The organism is Paenibacillus mesophilus, assembly GCF_005938385.1.
GTDB lineage: Bacteria > Bacillota > Bacilli > Paenibacillales > NBRC-103111 > Paenibacillus_AB > Paenibacillus_AB mesophilus.
Map to the genome: position 1 here is coordinate 51,870 of NZ_VCRA01000026.1, position 16,279 is coordinate 68,148.

Annotated in this window: 14 protein-coding genes; 1 reads left to right on the plus strand and 13 read right to left on the minus strand. The window is 53.8% G+C overall.

Going from position 1 to position 16,279, the window contains the following annotated elements:
• Window positions 1–24: 24 nt before the first annotated feature.
• The 11 genes from FE783_RS29735 to FE783_RS29785 form a co-directional block, all read right to left on the minus strand.
• Window positions 25–1,029, minus strand: coding sequence for a zinc-dependent alcohol dehydrogenase (locus tag FE783_RS29735; RefSeq protein WP_158302109.1), 1,005 nt, complete (start codon window positions 1,027–1,029; stop codon window positions 25–27).
• A gap of 105 nt (window positions 1,030–1,134) precedes the next feature.
• Window positions 1,135–2,043, minus strand: a complete 909-nt coding sequence (locus tag FE783_RS29740; protein ID WP_158302110.1) for a sugar phosphate isomerase/epimerase family protein — start codon at window positions 2,041–2,043, stop codon at window positions 1,135–1,137.
• A gap of 107 nt (window positions 2,044–2,150) precedes the next feature.
• Window positions 2,151–3,302, minus strand: coding sequence for an ROK family transcriptional regulator (locus FE783_RS29745; RefSeq protein WP_138883032.1), 1,152 nt, complete (start codon window positions 3,300–3,302; stop codon window positions 2,151–2,153).
• Between the two features lie 59 nt (window positions 3,303–3,361).
• Window positions 3,362–4,525 (minus strand): Gfo/Idh/MocA family protein, encoded by a 1,164-nt coding sequence (locus FE783_RS29750; RefSeq protein WP_158302111.1) that lies wholly within the window; start codon window positions 4,523–4,525, stop codon window positions 3,362–3,364.
• A gap of 372 nt (window positions 4,526–4,897) precedes the next feature.
• The gene (locus FE783_RS29755; protein WP_138883034.1) at window positions 4,898–6,355 is read right to left on the minus strand and encodes a sulfatase family protein; all 1,458 of its coding nucleotides are present in this window, start codon (window positions 6,353–6,355) and stop codon (window positions 4,898–4,900) included.
• Between the two features lie 241 nt (window positions 6,356–6,596).
• Complete coding sequence (locus FE783_RS29760) at window positions 6,597–7,166, minus strand: helix-turn-helix domain-containing protein (RefSeq protein WP_138883035.1); 570 nt, start codon at window positions 7,164–7,166, stop codon at window positions 6,597–6,599.
• Between the two features lie 354 nt (window positions 7,167–7,520).
• Window positions 7,521–8,324: a sugar phosphate isomerase/epimerase family protein gene (locus FE783_RS29765; protein WP_138883036.1), complete on the minus strand. Its 804-nt coding sequence runs from the start codon at window positions 8,322–8,324 to the stop codon at window positions 7,521–7,523.
• Entirely contained in the window at window positions 8,321–9,397 is a 1,077-nt protein-coding gene (locus FE783_RS29770; RefSeq protein WP_138883037.1) for a Gfo/Idh/MocA family protein, read from the minus strand. The genes FE783_RS29765 and FE783_RS29770 overlap by 4 nt, the downstream gene beginning before the upstream one ends.
• 23 nt (window positions 9,398–9,420) lie before the next feature.
• Window positions 9,421–9,954: a Gfo/Idh/MocA family protein gene (locus FE783_RS29775; protein ID WP_138883038.1), complete on the minus strand. Its 534-nt coding sequence runs from the start codon at window positions 9,952–9,954 to the stop codon at window positions 9,421–9,423.
• Window positions 9,909–10,457 (minus strand): Gfo/Idh/MocA family protein, encoded by a 549-nt coding sequence (locus FE783_RS29780; protein ID WP_158302112.1) that lies wholly within the window; start codon window positions 10,455–10,457, stop codon window positions 9,909–9,911. Before FE783_RS29780 ends, FE783_RS29775 begins: the two co-directional genes overlap by 46 nt.
• A 61-nt stretch (window positions 10,458–10,518) precedes the next feature.
• A complete protein-coding gene (locus FE783_RS29785) occupies window positions 10,519–10,854 on the minus strand; it encodes an apurinic/apyrimidinic endonuclease family protein (RefSeq protein ID WP_138883040.1) in 336 nt (111 codons plus the stop codon).
• Between the two features lie 120 nt (window positions 10,855–10,974).
• Here FE783_RS29785 and FE783_RS29790 point away from each other — a divergent pair, with 120 nt between their 5' ends.
• Entirely contained in the window at window positions 10,975–11,856 is an 882-nt protein-coding gene (locus FE783_RS29790; protein WP_158302113.1) for a helix-turn-helix transcriptional regulator, read from the plus strand.
• Window positions 11,857–12,040: 184 nt separating this feature from the next.
• Here the strand turns inward: FE783_RS29790 and FE783_RS29795 are convergent, their stop codons facing one another.
• Together FE783_RS29795 and FE783_RS29800 are read right to left on the minus strand one after the other, a co-directional pair.
• Complete coding sequence (locus tag FE783_RS29795; RefSeq protein WP_138883042.1) at window positions 12,041–13,330, minus strand: right-handed parallel beta-helix repeat-containing protein; 1,290 nt, start codon at window positions 13,328–13,330, stop codon at window positions 12,041–12,043.
• Window positions 13,331–13,867: 537 nt separating this feature from the next.
• Window positions 13,868–16,138, minus strand: coding sequence for a hypothetical protein (locus FE783_RS29800; protein WP_202916289.1), 2,271 nt, complete (start codon window positions 16,136–16,138; stop codon window positions 13,868–13,870).
• Between the last annotated feature and the right edge of the window lie 141 nt (window positions 16,139–16,279).

The following is a 16,279-nucleotide window of genomic DNA, read 5'->3' on the forward strand; positions in this document are numbered from 1 at the left end:
TTGGATCGTTTCTCTTTACATCGACTATTTCCATAGCAAGGAGACGCCGATGTAATCCTCCGTCTGATTTTGCAGGCCGTCGTAAGCCTTCGCCGCTTCCTCCGGCCTCAGCCGGTGAGAGATGAGCGGTTCGATGTGCAACCGTCCGGATTGTACCCAGTCGAATGTGGTCAGCTGAATGTCTCTCAGCCGGTCGGGGTCGTTAAAGTTGAGCGCACCGCGCAGGGACAGCCAGCGGAAATGAATGTCGGCCAACAGCTCGGTCAAGTTCCCCTCTACCGGCGTTCGCGGCGTCCCGAGCAGGACGACCTGACCGAAGCTCGCTGCGGCATTCATCGCTTGCCGGATCACAGCGCTGTGCCCGACGGCATCGACGGTGACGGCGCACATGTCTCCCCCGGTAATCTCGCGGATCCGCTCGGTCACCTCATCGGGGGAGCCATGTACCGTATACGGAATTCCGCACGACTCGGCCAATTCGCGTCTTCTTGCCGCAGGATCGACGCCGATCACGCGGCAGCCCATAATTCGGTAAGCTTGTGCCGCGAAGTTGCCGACCAGACCGAGACCGAATACGGCGACCCATCCATTGCGAGGGATGTCCGTTACGTGCAGCGCCGTCGCGGAGATGCTGGCAAGCCGTGTCGCAGCCGCTACCGAGGCGTCCATGCCCTCCGGCACCGGCACGATCAGCCCGCCCGCCTTGGCGATTGTAGCCGAGCCGTGCTTGCCGTGCAGAAACACGCGGGCGCCCGGCCCGAAGTCTCGCACGTTTCGCCCGATGGCGCGTATGGTTCCGACGCTGGCATAACCGGCCTTCCACGGGTAGGCGTTCCAGGAACCTTGTTCATACACCTTCGGTGTCTTGGCTGTCAGTATGGCAAGCTCCGTTCCCGCACTGATGAAGGAGGCCTCCGTTTCAATCAGAAGCTCGCGATCCCCCAGCTGATCCTCGGTCCACGAAGCCTCCTGAAGCTCGATCCGATCCTTGTCGACGAATACAATCTGTTTACCGTTCAGTTCTATCATTCTATAACCTCCAATAATATACAGGCCTGCACGGCAGTTGCCGCCGTCTCTCAGCCGTTTCATAATGTGCGAAGCCATCTTGCCGGCGGCTCCTTGCGTTCCGATTCATCGGTCCCTCTCTCCGAACCCCGCCGTCAAGCCGGATCCGGGAACATTGCGCAGAAAGCTTGCCGCCATCGACAATCCTTGCTTTGTTTTCTCCGCCGTCCCGCTCCACACCGGATCCTCATGCTCAATGCTGACCGCTGCGGCATAACCGATCTCGTGCAGGGCCGAGAGGAATCGTGTCCAATCGAGCTCTCCCAGCCCCGGCAGCCGGTAGCGCCACCACGTGAAATCGGTAAGAATACCGGTACGGCGCAACCTGTCGCGATCGATTTCCGTATCCTTCGCATGGACGTGAAAGATGCGTCGGCCCAGCTCCCGTATCGGAGCGTACGGGTCCATAAACTGCCACATCAAATGTGACGGGTCATATGCAATCCCGAGACGCGGGCTGTCCAGACGTTCGAACAACAGGGACCACATTTCCGGAGATATGGCGATATTCCCCATGAGCGGGCAGTTCTCCAGAGCGATTTTGACACCGCTCTTCTCTGCAGCTTCCAGTACACGTCCGAGCCACGATACGACCTCATTCAGGCTGCGTTCAGGCAGCGGCCGTATCGAATCGTACGAATCGTATCGTTCGTCCGTTCGCCTGTTATGAATGCCCGTAGAAGTCACTACCACGGGAATGCCGAGCCTCCCGGCCATTTCAATTCTCCGCAGCAGCTCGGTGCGGTGAGCATCGGCCTCTTCACGGTTGCTGCTCAGAAAGTTTCGGCAGTAGGTAAGCGCTTTAACTTGGACTTTTCCGGCTTCGATTATACCGGCGTATGCGCTTTCATCAAGCGGAAGCTTCGGTCCGACCTCCATGGCCTTGAAGCCGTGACTCTCCGCCCATGCCGCCATCTTTTCAATGTTGTTCATTTCTTCGCTGACAAGAGCGTTAGTTAGAAAGGCAAGCTTCATTTCGCTCCCCATTTATGTTAATTTATTGAATTAATTATTAAGACAAAAAAAGTAAACACCGGTGCCGATCGTCATTCCAATCAATCGACACCTATCCGGCCGCCGCTTCAATTCGGATCGCCGAAAAATTCACCGTGCATGGCCAACGCCGCCGCACCGATCATGCCGATCCCCCTACCCAGCGTGGAAGCGGTAATCTCTATTTGCGAGTGACGCGCCGTGACTGACCGTTCGCGAACAACGTCACGGATTTCCTTCAGCAGCGGCAGCTCCTTCGAAGCGAGGCGGCCTCCGACTACTATTCGCTTCACATGGAGCATGTTAAGGAACGAGACGAGCACCTTGCCGATCATACGACCGGCCTCATGCAGCTGCTCGACCGTCTTCGGGTCTTCCTCCCGGTACTTCAAGAACAATTCGTCCATTTGGGAAAGCCCGAGCGTCTCCAGAATTGACGATTCGGACGCATAACGCTCCAGACAGCCTCGATTGCCGCACCAGCATGGAATTCCGTCCGGGATGTATGTCATGTGACCGAAGCCGAACTCCCCCGTTTCCGTATATCCGCTGCGAAATATCGTATCATTAATGACCAAGCCGGAGCCGATGCCGGTACCGATGAAGACGGACATAAAATCGGACAAGTCCTTGCTGTCGCCGAACATCTTCTCGCCAAGCGCCATTGCGCGGACGTTGTTATCGACATAGGCGGGCAGCCCGAAACGCTCTTCCAGCCAAGCCGCCAGAGGGATATCGGACCAGCCGGAGCGGATCCAGTTGACTACACCCGTTCGGAAGCTGACGAACCCGAAAATACCTGCGCCAATTGCACGAAATATTCTCCCCGGACGATTCGAGATATAGCGTTCCATCCGCTCCTGCAGAACATGAAGGAACTCTTCCGAGGTCAGCGACGACAGCTCATGGGTTTCCGGATCCTCGACCTCCCCCTTCAGGTTAATAGAGCCGATTTCCACCCGACGCAAGCTGATATGCACCCCGAGCACCCAGTAAGCATCCGCGTTCAACTCCATTCCGATTCGTCTTCGGCCCGTTCCGGAAGCGCTTAAGCTGCCGGCCTCTGTAATCAGATTGTCGTTCATCAGCTCGCGAGTAATGTTCGTAATCGTAGCGGGCGTTAGCTTAGTCAGCTCTGCAATTTCCTGCCGGGATATGAGAGAATGACGAAATAACGTCTGCAGTACCAGGCTGCGATTCATTTGTTTCGTACGGGCGGTATTATGTCCAACTCTTTTCACGAATTCACCTAGTTTCAATAGTCATCTTTATTGAATCATAATGATGATCCGGCCCGATGTCAAAACGATTTCATCTCTTCAGCGACACCGCACTGTACGGATACCCATGAAGAGTCACCCTTGGCGCTGCGCAGACATGCGTCGATAAAGCGCAAGCCGTACACTCCATCCTTGAAGCTCGGGTAGTCGGAATCGAGCTCTCCGGCGGGCAAGCCCGACCGCCATTTCCCAACCGCCGATGCGTAAGCGCGATATAGATTGGCGAAAGACTCATAGGTGCCCTCCGCATGGCCGCCGGGAAGACGGTTGTATGCCGCAGCCTCCGGGTAGAGCGGCTCCCTTCCCCGCGAATACAAACGAACCGGTTCGCCCTTCAAACATACGCGCAGGTCGTTCGGTTGCTCCTGCTCCCATTCGAGAGTCCCTTTCGATCCGTGTACCCGAATGACGAATCGGTTCTTGCTGCCGATTGCGAGCTTCGTGCACCAATACATCCCGTTCGTTCCGCCTTCATACCGAACCAGCAGCTTGGCGTCCGTCTCCAAGCCGTTCTCCAGGCCGGCGCCGCTGAACATGGCGCATAAGGAGGAGATACGCAGTCCCGTCATGTAATGCACGGTATGTTCAATGTGGGTACCGATATCGGCCACGGCAAACGATTCGCCCTGAACCATCGGATCGGTACGCCAATTGCTCCCCTTCCGGGTCGGATTCGCAATCCCTTCCTGGGCATATTCGGCTACCACACTTCTCAGCTGTCCGATATCTCCGCGGCGAATCATCTCGCGAGCCTGTTTGACCATCGGATAACCCGAAAAAGCGTAGGTAACCGCGCAGGGAAGCCCGCGCTCCGCGGATAAGGCTGCCAGTTCCTCTCCCTGGGACAGCGTAAAGGCGAGCGGCTTATCGCACATGACGGGTATGCCCTTAACCAGAAAAGCTTTCACGATCTCATAGTGTGAGTCGTTCGGTGTCGCGACGACTGCAAAATCGATGCCGTCCTCCCGCTTCGCCTCGCTCTCCGCCATCTCCGCGTAGGAAACATATATACGCGAGTCATCTAACCCGAGCATACGGCCGGTAGTCGTATTGTTGTCATGCCGGCGCGAGAAGCAGCCCGCCGTAAGCTCGCATAAGCCGTCGAACATGGCACCTTTGCGGTGTACGTCACCGATAAATGCGCCCTCCCCTCCGCCGATCATGCCGTAACGAAGTTTTCCCATATCCAATACCACACCCTTACCGCATCGGGGATCCGTGAAATACGCAACCATCCCTCTTCGCACATTTATTAATTAAATGAATTAACTATCGTCACAGCCATTATATACCTACGTCCGGAAATGCTCAACACTTATTTTTGAGTCGGCCAAGCCTGTTTTCCTTCCTATAATCAGCTGCGTTCCGATAGGGAGCTGCTCACTTTCCATATTATAAGAACGCGGTCTTTCCTAAAAACCCCCTTTCTCAAATGATTGCGAAATAAGTCAATACTCCGTTATTCCGTACATGTTGAAAACAGAAAAGGCGGCCGCGGACTCTATACGAAAGTCCATGACCGCCCTGCCCTCTTTCTGCTATAGCAATAAAAGGTTCTAGAAGTCTTTGAAGCTCTCCTCGCTTTTTCCGGGAGAGACAGGTCCTAATTGTCCGAAGCCCTTGACCGGCGCATACACTCCATCCTTATCCGGATTCACGTATTTCCCGAACCATTCGCCAAGGCGAAAACGCAACGAATGCAGCACGTCCTCGCATTGCGGATCGCCAATTTTATTGATGTCCTCGTTCGGATCGTGATTCAAATCATACAGCTCATGCGGTCCGTAGGGATACCGGTGTACATATTTCCAATCCTTGGTACGAATCATTCTAACCGGACCGTACTCGTCGTATATTACGATGTTCTCATGATCGGATCCGGATTCTCCTCGAAGCAGTCCAGCGAAGCTTATTCCCGGTAGCTCCGTTTCCGGGTTATGCTCAAGTCCCGCAAAATCTAATAAAGTAGGGAACACATCGTATTGGCTTAACAGTTCCGTCCTAACCTGACCTGCGGGTATCACGCCGGTATGACGGAATATAGCCGGAACTTTCACTGAGGTATCGAACATATTGAGCGGGAACGTTCCGTTGCCTTTGCCCCAAATACCATGGTGCCCCATGTTCATTCCGTTATCACCCATAAAAATAACAAGGCAATTGTCTTGCATCCCCAGCTGCTCCAGTTGATCCATAATCCGTCCGATTCCTGCATCCATAGCCGTAATAGACGCGTAGTAGCCTTTAAGAAGCTCCTTGCGTTTCTCCCCGACCCCATACGGGCAAGTTCTGCTTTGGTCCGGGTGCAACGGCATCTCGGGAGCCGAATGGAACGGGCAATCGTCATACAAGGCAACGTACTCCTCCGGATGCTCTGAACGTTCCCAAGGAGAATGTGGCGCGGTATAATGGACGCTCAAATAAAAAGGCTTATCCTCCCGAGCCATCTCACTCAGAAATTGCAGAGCATGCTCCGTAATGAAATCGGTAATATACCCTTCTTCGATGGAAATCTTTCCATCCTTTACGATATCCGGCTTCATATAGGAACAACCGCCTCGTGCGATCGAGAACCAGTGATCAAAACCTTTATGCGGGACCGCGTTATTACCCAGATGCCATTTACCGCTTAAGGCGCAGGTGTAATTCGCTTGAGCAAGCAGCTCCGTATACGTCGTCTGTCCTTCCAAATAATCGATAGCCACTCGCTCGTCGCTAAACACTTTGCTCGAACCCACATCCTCCTCTAGCTCGCTCTTATTCACATTGCCTGAGCGAATCCAATCATGCACGCCGTGCTGGGATGGAATACGCCCCGTCACGATTGATGCGCGCGCCGGCGAGCAGACCGGAGAAGCGCAGAAGAAATTGTCGAACCGGACGCCCTCCGCCGCCAACCGATCCAGGTTCGGAGTGCGAATCTCATCATTACCCGCACAGCCAAGTGCCCAAGCTCCCATGTCATCGGCTAATATAAACACGATATTAGGCTTTTTGTTTTTCGAATCCGGCATGTCGGATGACCTCCTGCGGGGAGCTCCTCCCCGTTGGTATTCAATTATTTTTATTATAGTTCAATATAATTGAATTTCAATAAGAAAAACGACTATCGTCGTATTTCAAGGATGAGCGACCGCGGTTTAGCGGAAGTTTATTCTTGGTAAGGAAAGTCTCACTTCGCTTTAACGCTTTAGCGAAGTTAAAATTTCCTTATCGACAGAAAAACAGAGGGATGCTCAGCTTCAAAGCACCCCTCTACTCTTCTTCCTGATTCGCCGGATGGGTCTCGCCCGTATCGGCAAACACAGCCAAATATTTAACTTCCTCGGTTATGGGATTCAGCGTATGCTCTTCCAGCGAGTTGAAGTAAACGCTATCTCCCGGCAGCAACGTGTACTCCACACCTCCTACCTTATATCTCATTTGCCCTTCCAGCATATAAACGAACTCGTGCCCGGTGTGCGAAAACACGTGCTGTTTAATTTCATCCTTACGCGCATGAAACAGAAACGGCTGCATCAGCTTGTCCTTCAATTCTGGCGCAAAGGTGTAGAAGGAGTAGCCCTTATTCGTGGAGATCAGGTTTCCCTCGATTGCCTCCTTCTTCGTAAGAATGGTACCAACCTGTTCGTTTTCGCCCAACAGATCCGATACCCGTACCCCTAAAGCATTGGCTATTTTGACCAATGTGGAAATCGGGGGCATCGTTTTGCCGTTTTCTATTTTGGAAAGCAGACTGTTCGTAAATCCGCACACCTGCGCGATTTCATTCAGCGTCCTTCTTTGCGACTTGCGGAAGTACTTAATCCGTTTGCCCAACTCCATTGGCAGCAACCTCTTTTTTTAGCATCTTGACTATAACTATAATTCAACACTACGGGAAGATTCAACTTCACCTCGAAATGAAAAGCTTTCCCCTGCCCAAAATGGCGGAGGAAAGCTCGCTCTATCTTATCTCTGTAAAGTCGTATTAAACGCGCAAAAAACTCAAGCGCCGACGGTCGGGCTCCTGCGGGCCGGGTGCCGGCTTGGCATCATGGTTTCCCTTATCAACGCGGCGCTGGAGGCAATGGCTACGCCGTACACTGAGGAGAGCCCTGGCATGATTTGTAGCCCCATTGCGCCGAAGCCGCGGCGAATCTCCATCGGCTCCGGCTTATGTATGCGCAGAAGTTTCAGTCATCTCCTTTGGGTAAATCGCGTCTCGTATTGCCGCATTTTCGCGACCTCCCGCGGAAGATGATCTTCATAAGGCTCCCAGTTGATCCACTCGCCGCTGATGTAGCCGTCGTAGCCGGCCGCAAGCAAAATCCGCACAGCCTCGGCATGATCGATTTCTCCATCGCCCATCGGGCGGAATTGCAGGTTCTCCAAAGTCAGCAATCCATCGTGAAAATGAACATGGCGGATCCACGACTTGAGGCGCTGAAACGAATAGTCGGATGAACGCCCCCCTCGTCTCAGCGTATGCATAACGTCCCATGTAACCGCGATATTCGGATGATCCACCTCGGACATGATATCCGCCATTCTATCGGGATCGTACCAGGCGTCATGAGTTTCGATACAGACCGTTACCCCTTCCGACTCAGCCATGGAACCGAGTTGTCGCATCGACCGGATCAGAAATGCCTGCGACTCCTCCCGGGAAATGCCCTCCGGAATCTGGCCGCCGAACACCCGGACTCTCGGAGCCCCTACTTGAGAAGCCAGCTTCAGGTAGGCGCCGGCCTCTTCCACAGCGGATTTCGTCGGATTGGCTAGCTTGAGCGATAAAGCCAGGCACGGGATCGATACTCCCGATGCCTCGCATTCCGACCGGACCCGGGCAAGGTGTTCTGGCGATGCCGTCAGCTCGACGCCGTGCGCATGATTCGCGTCGGTACGCAGCTCCACGCCGTCATAGCCATAACGTCGAGCCGCAGCCGTCAGTTCTTGAAAGGATAATTGCGGTGCCGAAAAGCTCATAAATGCGTACTTCATAGCCGTCCCTTCCCTTCCGATACAGAAATGATCTTCCCGGTTCGTGCCGATTCACACATCAGATCGAGCGCCAGCTGCGTCACATAAGCTTGCTCCAGTCCTGTAGAAGGAGACCTCCGCTCAAGAATGGCCTTCGTAAAATCCAGCAGCGGACCATCATGGAGTATGCCCCTATCCTCGTCACCTTCCCAAATAACTGTCGATACGGTACCGGTTCCCGGAACGAATTTGCTTGCGATCAGATTATTCTTATTGGCAGTGGTCATTTGCAGCGTGAGCGCACCTTGGCTGCCGACGATCTGCCAGCTCTCCTCCGCCGGAGCAGCCACATATTCGCCGCGCTCGAACGTGACGACGGCGCCGCCCTCGCAGCGGATCAGACCGGCGCCGTGCGTCTCCCCGTCCGCTCCGGCACCGGAATACGGGAATCGGTCCGGGTCGGCGCCCCAGGTCTGCGCCAGCGCTTCCACCGGCTGCAGCTTCCATCCCGTAATCCCGAACAGATAATCGAGATCGTAGCAGCCCCAGTTGAACCAAATACCGCCGCCGTTCATGTCGATGCGGTATCGCCATGCCGGCGGCTCCTTCTCGGGGGGACGCCCGGCAGGCTTGACCGCCCGGCAGCGAATGACGCGAAGCTCTCCGAGCTGGCCGGATTGCATATACTCTGCGGCGGCCTGCGCGTGCTTCAGGAAACGGAACCGGGAGGTGCAGAACGCGACGACGCGATCGCCCTGAACATCCCGGATGCGTTCCAGCTCCGCCGCACGAGTCGCTGACGGCTTCTCGATCAGCACGTGCTTGCCCTGACGCAGAGCCTGGACAGCCAGTTCCGCCCGTCCAGCGGCCGGAGTGGCGAGCACAACCGCGTCAATGTCCGGTTGCGCGAACAGCTCGGCAGAATCTGTAAATTGCTTCGGAACCCCGTATTCCTTCGATACGGCCTCAGCCGCAGCCAAATTAATGTCGGCGATGGCAACGATCTCAATCCATGGCTTGTCGCGGGCCGCTTCCAGATGCTTTCTCCCAATAAGACCGCAGCCTACGACAGCCAATCTGACTTTTCTCTCCATGCTCCTCACTCTCGCCCTTCTTGTCAATTTATTTGGATGCGTTTTCCCGTCAATGCGGCCTTCCGGGTCGCTTCTACTACGCGGATGGCGCGGCTTCCCGCATCCCCGCCGATTTCAAACGGCTTGCCTGCCAGCAGCGCGTGGACGAAATCCTGGTGGACCTGCGGCAGTGAGCCTCCGCCCCATAGCGCATGCTCGAATTTGTACGAGTCCCAAGTACCTGCTTGATACGTAAACGAATCGCTCCGGAAATCTTCCTTTAATTGCAGAGACAACCGTCCGTGATCCAACACATAGACTGCCGTTCCATCCGTACCGTTCACCTCGAGTGTGTATAGCGCCGTATGCTCGTTCAGATAAGAGCAGTATGTCGTTTCCAGCACCGCAGACACTCCGCCGGACAAACCGTACACGGCCGTCGTCACGTCATCGCCCTTCATCGGCGCATGCAGCGTAGCCGAGTACGCCTGAACCCACTCGATTTCGCTATGAATCCAGGAAAATAAATCGATCAGATGCACGCCGAGCAGATCGAGCGCACCCGTTGCGCCCTCCATGCGCCATTGTCCGGGCTGAAGCTGAAACCCTTGTCGGAAATCATCTTGCCCCGCAGCGAGATCAGCTTGCCAAACCGGCCTTGCCGAACCAAGTCGCGGATCAGGCGAACCGCAGGATCTCCGCGGAAGCACATGTAAATGCCCAACTGACGCTCGGCCCGCTCCGCCGCTGTCATCATTCGCTCCGTCGCCTCTACGGTCGGCGCCATCGGCTTCTGGCATAGAACATGCATGCCTGCCTCCAGACACCGGATCGTTACCGCTTCATGATGCTCGTTGGGCACGGCCACATCCACCCAGTCGACGGACGAATCGTTCAGAACGTCCTCCAACCGGACCGTCCAGTTGGGAACGTCGAATTTCTCCGCCGCCGAACGGGCCGATTGCGCGCTGGTGTTGCATACCCATTTTAGGCGGGAGCCGGTCAAGTGCCGGTGCGCCGGCAAATGCAGCGAACGGGCGATGGCTCCCGTACCGATCAAAGCCGCTGTCAGTTCCTTCAACTGTGATCCTTCCCCCTTTTGTGGCGTCGGCATTACGCAACCGGCATGCGATACAAATCGTTCAGAATCTTCTCAAGCGGGCGACGCCCTTTTCCGTTTTGGCAATATAGGGCTGAATGTGGGTCTCCACGGTAAGACGCTCCACAGCTTGGTCTCGGTACAGCACGGTCACCGTCCTCGCGCCGAGCTTTCTCGCCAGCTTAATGGCCTCCTCCATCCGCTCCATCTGCTTGTCGAGAGCCGCCTGATCCGGCAGGCACTTGAACAACCCCGCCGCGATCGCCGAATACGAGATGTCGTACCGCTCCCTGATCCACAGCAGCTCCTCCGCTTGATCGGGGATGATATCCGGCACGCGGCTGTTCATGACAAACCGCAGCTCTTGGGGAGTGATCATGTCGCCGACCTGCTTAGATTTACAGTAACAAAACCCGTGTAAAAAATGTCGCATCGCCTTGCGAATAAATACCACAATATTGCGCTGATTTCGTATATAATCATGTACGGAGGGACCTCCATGAAACGTATCGGACTCACTGGCATGAACCGCAAACCGTTTTTCTATAGACTGCGAAAAATTGCCGAAACCCAGCAAGCCTACGATGAAACATTCCATGCGCATCAAGGTATGGAGCTACAATATATCCACGCAGGAGAAGGTCAATTGATCCTCGATCAGCGAACTTACCGGATCGAGCCGAACATGCTGTGCCTGTTTCAGCCGTTTCAGCTTCATCGGTTGCGGATGGACATCCGCCCGCACTCTCCATATAAGCGCAGCTTTGTAGTATTTGAACCTGCCGTTTATGAACCTTATCTCCAGAGCTTACCCAATCTGCAGGCGTTCTTTCGTACGTTGTGTCAGGATCATCTGCCGAAGCCGGTCATTTATCGGTTGCCGGAGGAGCATGAAATCATCCGAACCATTACCGGTTTGGACGACCATATGCGTCCGGAAGACCCTGATGAGCTGCGGCAAGAGAAGGTAGCCCATTTTCTAATTACTTTGATCCGCCAGCTGCTTCCTGTCTTGTCCGACATTAGGAACAAGACGGATTCGATGCCGAGACCCGCTCACCGTGTGGAACAAATCATGCAGTGGATCGAGCGCTCCTATATGAAGCAGTTTCGACTGGAAGCTCTCGCGCAAGAACTGCACTTGTCTCCGTGTCATGTCTCGCATCTGTTCAAAGAAACGACCGGCACCAGTCTCTCGGAATACGTAAAAGCCCGCCGTTTGCGGCAGGCTTGTGTGCTTTTAACGATGAGCGAGCTATCCGTTGCCGAGATCGGCGACTCGATAGGTCTCGAGAACACCTCATACTTTTGCAAAATTTTCAAAGAGAACAAGGGGATTACACCCCATCAATATCGATTGCAGTGGCAACGACCCAAGTGAATGAAGCGGAAAAAGCGCGTGCGGCGATCAAGTCAAAGACTCCGATTTGATCCCTGCACGCGCTATGTTTTTAAAATACGCAGACATTTTCACTCTGACAATGACTCTCTTTGATTACACCAGCCATGCGGCCGCGGAAAAAACGGCATAACCTTTCACATAGGAACGCTTTCGTTGAGATCTCTTACTCGACTTGCTTATTGCCTGAAATGACGTTTTTTGTTGCACTGCCGCCGAGGCGAATCATCTTTGAAGGAGAAAGCTTTTGGACCTTATTATTGGAGATGATATTCGAGCTGGCATGGTCCAGATTGCTTTCGCTACTTCCGAAAGTGTAACCCTTATCGTGCTCGCAATAGTTTCTGGCTCCATCACGAGAGCTGAGCCAGATTGAGGGAAGCTTACCGTCATACTTGTTGTAGTAAAAATTATTATTAGAAATTACATTGTAGCTCGGTGTTTGATGGCGAATCGTCCCACCCTCCCCACAATTTCTATAGAGAAAGATTCCGCCATTGCCGAGTTCAGTTAGTTTATTGTTTATGATCAGATTATTTGCCGAACCGTCGATGGCAATCACTTCACGACTCTTTGTTGTGACATTGAACTCGTTGTTTTTTATCGTGTTGTAGGCGGATTCGGCATCGAGATAAACAACGACGCTGCCGCTGGTTCCTTTAAATGAGGAGTTGAGAATTTTTGAATAGGTCACCCCTGGAGAGAAGTAAAGTGGAACTCTGTTTTTCGAATAGATAGCGAGATTGTTAAATTCAATGTTTCTGGGAGCCGCTTGTTGGGCTCTAGCCGTGTGACCGCTGGAGCGCGACGAAAGTAAAACGCTCTCGGCCTCTCCATTTTGTCCAAGTCCCATTACGCGAATGGAACCTTCTACGATGCAATTCGATATCTTTATATTTTCAGGTCGTGAATAAGTGGAACCGTCTTGGATAGACGTGACGGTGATCATGTCTTTTCCGTCATTGACTCCATTATTGCCCAGCAGTTTAGCATTATTGCAGTTCAACGTCAGATTGGAAGCTCCGGCTCCTTCATAAATCAATCGCTTAGTGATGACGTCGCTGGACTTCAGGTTAAGCTTGCAATCCACCCTGACAAAAGCGTTTGAAGAAGTCGCTGGCGCAACAATGTCCTGAAGTTTTGATGCGGAGCAAGCTTTGGGGTCAGAACTTGAACCGGAACTGGAATCCGATCCGGAACCCGAGTCAGAGCTCGGTCCATAACTTGAAGCCAAGCCTGAGTCCAAACCCGAATTTGATCCCGACACCGCTCCGCTATCGCCGTTTTGAGCTTCCAAGGCTGTTTCAGGGAATACCTCTTCGGAAAAAAGGTTTCCGTTTCGGTCTTCATAAGGTAAAATTTGTGATTCAAAATTGCCGCCGCTGCAGCCTTGAAAAAGCAGAGCCAAGGAAAAGCCAATGAGAAAGACAGGCAGTAATCGTTTCATATTCTTCATGCTTTTCTCCTTTTCCTGGCGCATCAGATTCAAAAAATGCATCGGGTTCCAATATAAAAAGTAAAACGCAAGATTCGTACGCGGCCTTGGCCAAGGGGTTGGCTTTGAAGCGTCACTTTGTCGAGAACTTTTGCCGCTGTCGACAAAACTGATGGCGCCCAAGGTAAAGCCGCGTCATAAATCACGTTCGGAACAACGCAATCTATTGAAAAGACCGGCGTTTATAGTAGAATATATCATACTATCATGAAGTTCCCTACTGGAAGTCATAATTGTGCTACATAATAACAGTATTCTGCTGCATCTTTTCGAGAACGTACGAGAGTCGATATTGAGTTGTTCTTCAACGTCGAGCGCAGTCGGCAATCGGTTAAGCCGCAAATCGAGCAACAAGGCCCGGATACTCCCCAGGGGAGCTCCGGGCCTCTAGCGGTACGCCCAGCATGGGCGTCATCTGTCCTCGGGACAATAATTGGCAAACGTTTTCCCGTTATTGGTTAGGTTGAGCGTCACGCGTCGATCGCATTCGGCTCTGTTTTATGCGTTGATCTTCATGACGTAAACCGTCAGCGTATGGGCCGCCAAATCCAAATCCGATCCTGTAAGGTTTGCATATACCACCGTCACAGTGTCGATCGCAGTGACGGTGCCCGTCACCAGAAGGCCCGCCGTGCTAACCGATGCGGACACAAGAACCGCATCCGCATCGGAGGTGCGGCATCCTGCTACCGTGACGGTCGTTGAGACGGAGGCTCCAGATGAAATGCTGGCCGGATCGAAGGACTTTGAGCCCTTGAGGCGCTCGTCCCTGTTTACGATCGCATTGTTTGTCGTGCCGACAAAGTCGGGCGAGTTGTTCACGTTGATGGAGTTTCGATTAAAAGTAACGGTCGTGGTGCGGAAATCGTAGTTCCCCGCGTCCAGCACAGTGGTTCGCGAGGAATTGTCCAGGACAATTCCTCGCGCCCCTACGGTGAGGTTCTCGAACTCGAAAACGTTCACAGACTCGCCCGCCTCCGGCGCGAAGATACAGTCTCTCGCAAAGCAAGTCGCCGTGCCGGTCAGGTAGACAAGAGCATTCGTGCCGTTTCCGAAATAGCCCGACAGAGATAAGCGAACGTGCCTTCCCCATACGCCGAAAAGCGACTTCTTGATTGATGGCTGGCGGTCAACGATACTTCCGCCCTCAACCTTAAGTTCAATAAAGATCGAAGAAGAAACTCCAAGCGCGCTTATCTCCTGCTTGCCGGTGTGCGACGCGTTGCAGCTTATAACGTTGTTATTTCGCACCGTGTTGTTCACAAGAGGCACTTGGTTTGTCTTCAGCCAAGCGCCTCTTGCGGGATTTCCGAGGACGCCGGCCTCGAACCTGATGGGCAGGTTTACGTCTTCAAACGTGTTGTTTTCGAAGAGTTCATTCGATCCTGCCGTGCGTATCCCCACATTCTTGATGTTGCGGAAATAACAGTTGCGTACCGTATGGTTGTCGAATCGATAGCTGCCCGCCTCATTGAAGTCCAAGCCGTTGCTGTCATCTACGTAATCGAACGTGCAGGAATCAATGAGGCCGCCGTCGGATTCCCAGTTCACCGCCCCCTTGGTGAAGAAATAGAAATGGCTGTTGCGCATCTCCGACGACCGATGGCAGTTCAGCACATTCAGCGCTGACGATGACCATTTGGTGCTTGGATTGCCATCCCGCGCCTTGGTGGCATACAGGCGGTTGATCTTCAGGGCCGTTCTGGCGTCGTCCGACTGCACCTGCAGCATCTCTCCGGGAGATGATCGCAGGGTGCAGTCGTCAATCCAGACGTGATCCAGATTATAGAGAAGAATCTCCATATTGCGGGCATCCAGCAGCAGAGTCGGGGCGGCGATGCCGGAGCCTGTCGTGTAGCGGCGGTTTGACCCGCGCGTCATCACAATGTTCTCCATGGTGACCTTGGAGTTTGCAGGAGACGCCGGCCCTCTGAAATCGATAAGCGGCGTCCCGCCGATCATCGGATTCGCCGGACTGCTCTGGCCGTTGATGGTCATGTTCTTCAGTGTCACAGACGGCGCATCGGCCTCCACCGAATAGAACACGTTTTTGGTCCAGTAGATCGGGGTGCCGTTTACCGAGTGCGTCCCCCACGCCCCGAAGTCTCCGAGGATCGTCGCGCCGCCAAGGTCAATCTCGATATCATCGGTAATCCGGAGCTCGACAATCTTGAATTGCTTTGTCGAGTTTTTGCAGACTATGCGGTTAAGACCAAGGAACTGCGACAGGGAGATGGCTGCCGCGAATGCCGCAGTGACGTCGGATCCGTCGCCCGCAGCGCCGAACCAGCGCACGTCGATTTCGTCATAGATGCGCACCCAGGCGCCGGTAGTGGCGGCAATGGCATCCGCTTTTATGAAGATACCCTCGGCAGTGTCGGCCGCGATATGCGCAGAATAGTCGCCAGCGGTCCACTCCAAGATCCCCTCGCGTCCTGACTCGCCAAGGAAGGCAACCGCAGTCGCTGCGGTATCCAGTGCCTTTAGCTCAGTCCTGGTCGCAACGGCGACGAACGAACAGCAGCTCGCATCGAGCGAATCCGCCGCCAAAAAATCGGGCGGACCTTTGCGGCCGTAAACTTCGCCGCTCACCGGTCTCCCGGCCGCGAACGACGTACCTAACGTTCCTCCGATCACGCTGCCCGCGGCCAAGGCCGCCCCGGCTATGCCGAGCGACGACAGCATCGCCCTTCTCGTGAGCAACGGCAGCTTGCCGCCGGCATTTAACCCCTTATTTTCCAGTATTTCATCCATTTCCGGCCGTTCCATCTGTTCGCTGCCTCCGCTTCAATTCGATTTTTGTATGCGTTTACATAAATTGGTTTCATGCGCCTTCCACCGGTTGATCGCCCGGACGCAGCGGCACACAGTATATTGAAACTCTCAAGCATCATTTCATGAAATACGAAT

Coding starts and splice junctions, on each gene's coding strand:
- FE783_RS29735 (WP_158302109.1), bottom strand. CDS start 1,029: ATGATAGAACTGAACGGTAAACAGATTGTATTCGTCGACAAGGATCGG.
- FE783_RS29740 (WP_158302110.1), bottom strand. CDS start 2,043: ATGAAGCTTGCCTTTCTAACTAACGCTCTTGTCAGCGAAGAAATGAAC.
- FE783_RS29750 (WP_158302111.1), bottom strand. CDS start 4,525: ATGGGAAAACTTCGTTACGGCATGATCGGCGGAGGGGAGGGCGCATTT.
- FE783_RS29755 (WP_138883034.1), bottom strand. CDS start 6,355: ATGCCGGATTCGAAAAACAAAAAGCCTAATATCGTGTTTATATTAGCC.
- FE783_RS29760 (WP_138883035.1), bottom strand. CDS start 7,166: ATGGAGTTGGGCAAACGGATTAAGTACTTCCGCAAGTCGCAAAGAAGG.
- FE783_RS29765 (WP_138883036.1), bottom strand. CDS start 8,324: ATGAAGTACGCATTTATGAGCTTTTCGGCACCGCAATTATCCTTTCAA.
- FE783_RS29770 (WP_138883037.1), bottom strand. CDS start 9,397: ATGGAGAGAAAAGTCAGATTGGCTGTCGTAGGCTGCGGTCTTATTGGG.
- FE783_RS29775 (WP_138883038.1), bottom strand. CDS start 9,954: ATGGAGGGCGCAACGGGTGCGCTCGATCTGCTCGGCGTGCATCTGATC.
- FE783_RS29785 (WP_138883040.1), bottom strand. CDS start 10,854: ATGATCACTCCCCAAGAGCTGCGGTTTGTCATGAACAGCCGCGTGCCG.
- FE783_RS29790 (WP_158302113.1), top strand. CDS start 10,975: ATGAAACGTATCGGACTCACTGGCATGAACCGCAAACCGTTTTTCTAT.
- FE783_RS29795 (WP_138883042.1), bottom strand. CDS start 13,330: ATGAAGAATATGAAACGATTACTGCCTGTCTTTCTCATTGGCTTTTCC.
- FE783_RS29800 (WP_202916289.1), bottom strand. CDS start 16,138: ATGGAACGGCCGGAAATGGATGAAATACTGGAAAATAAGGGGTTAAAT.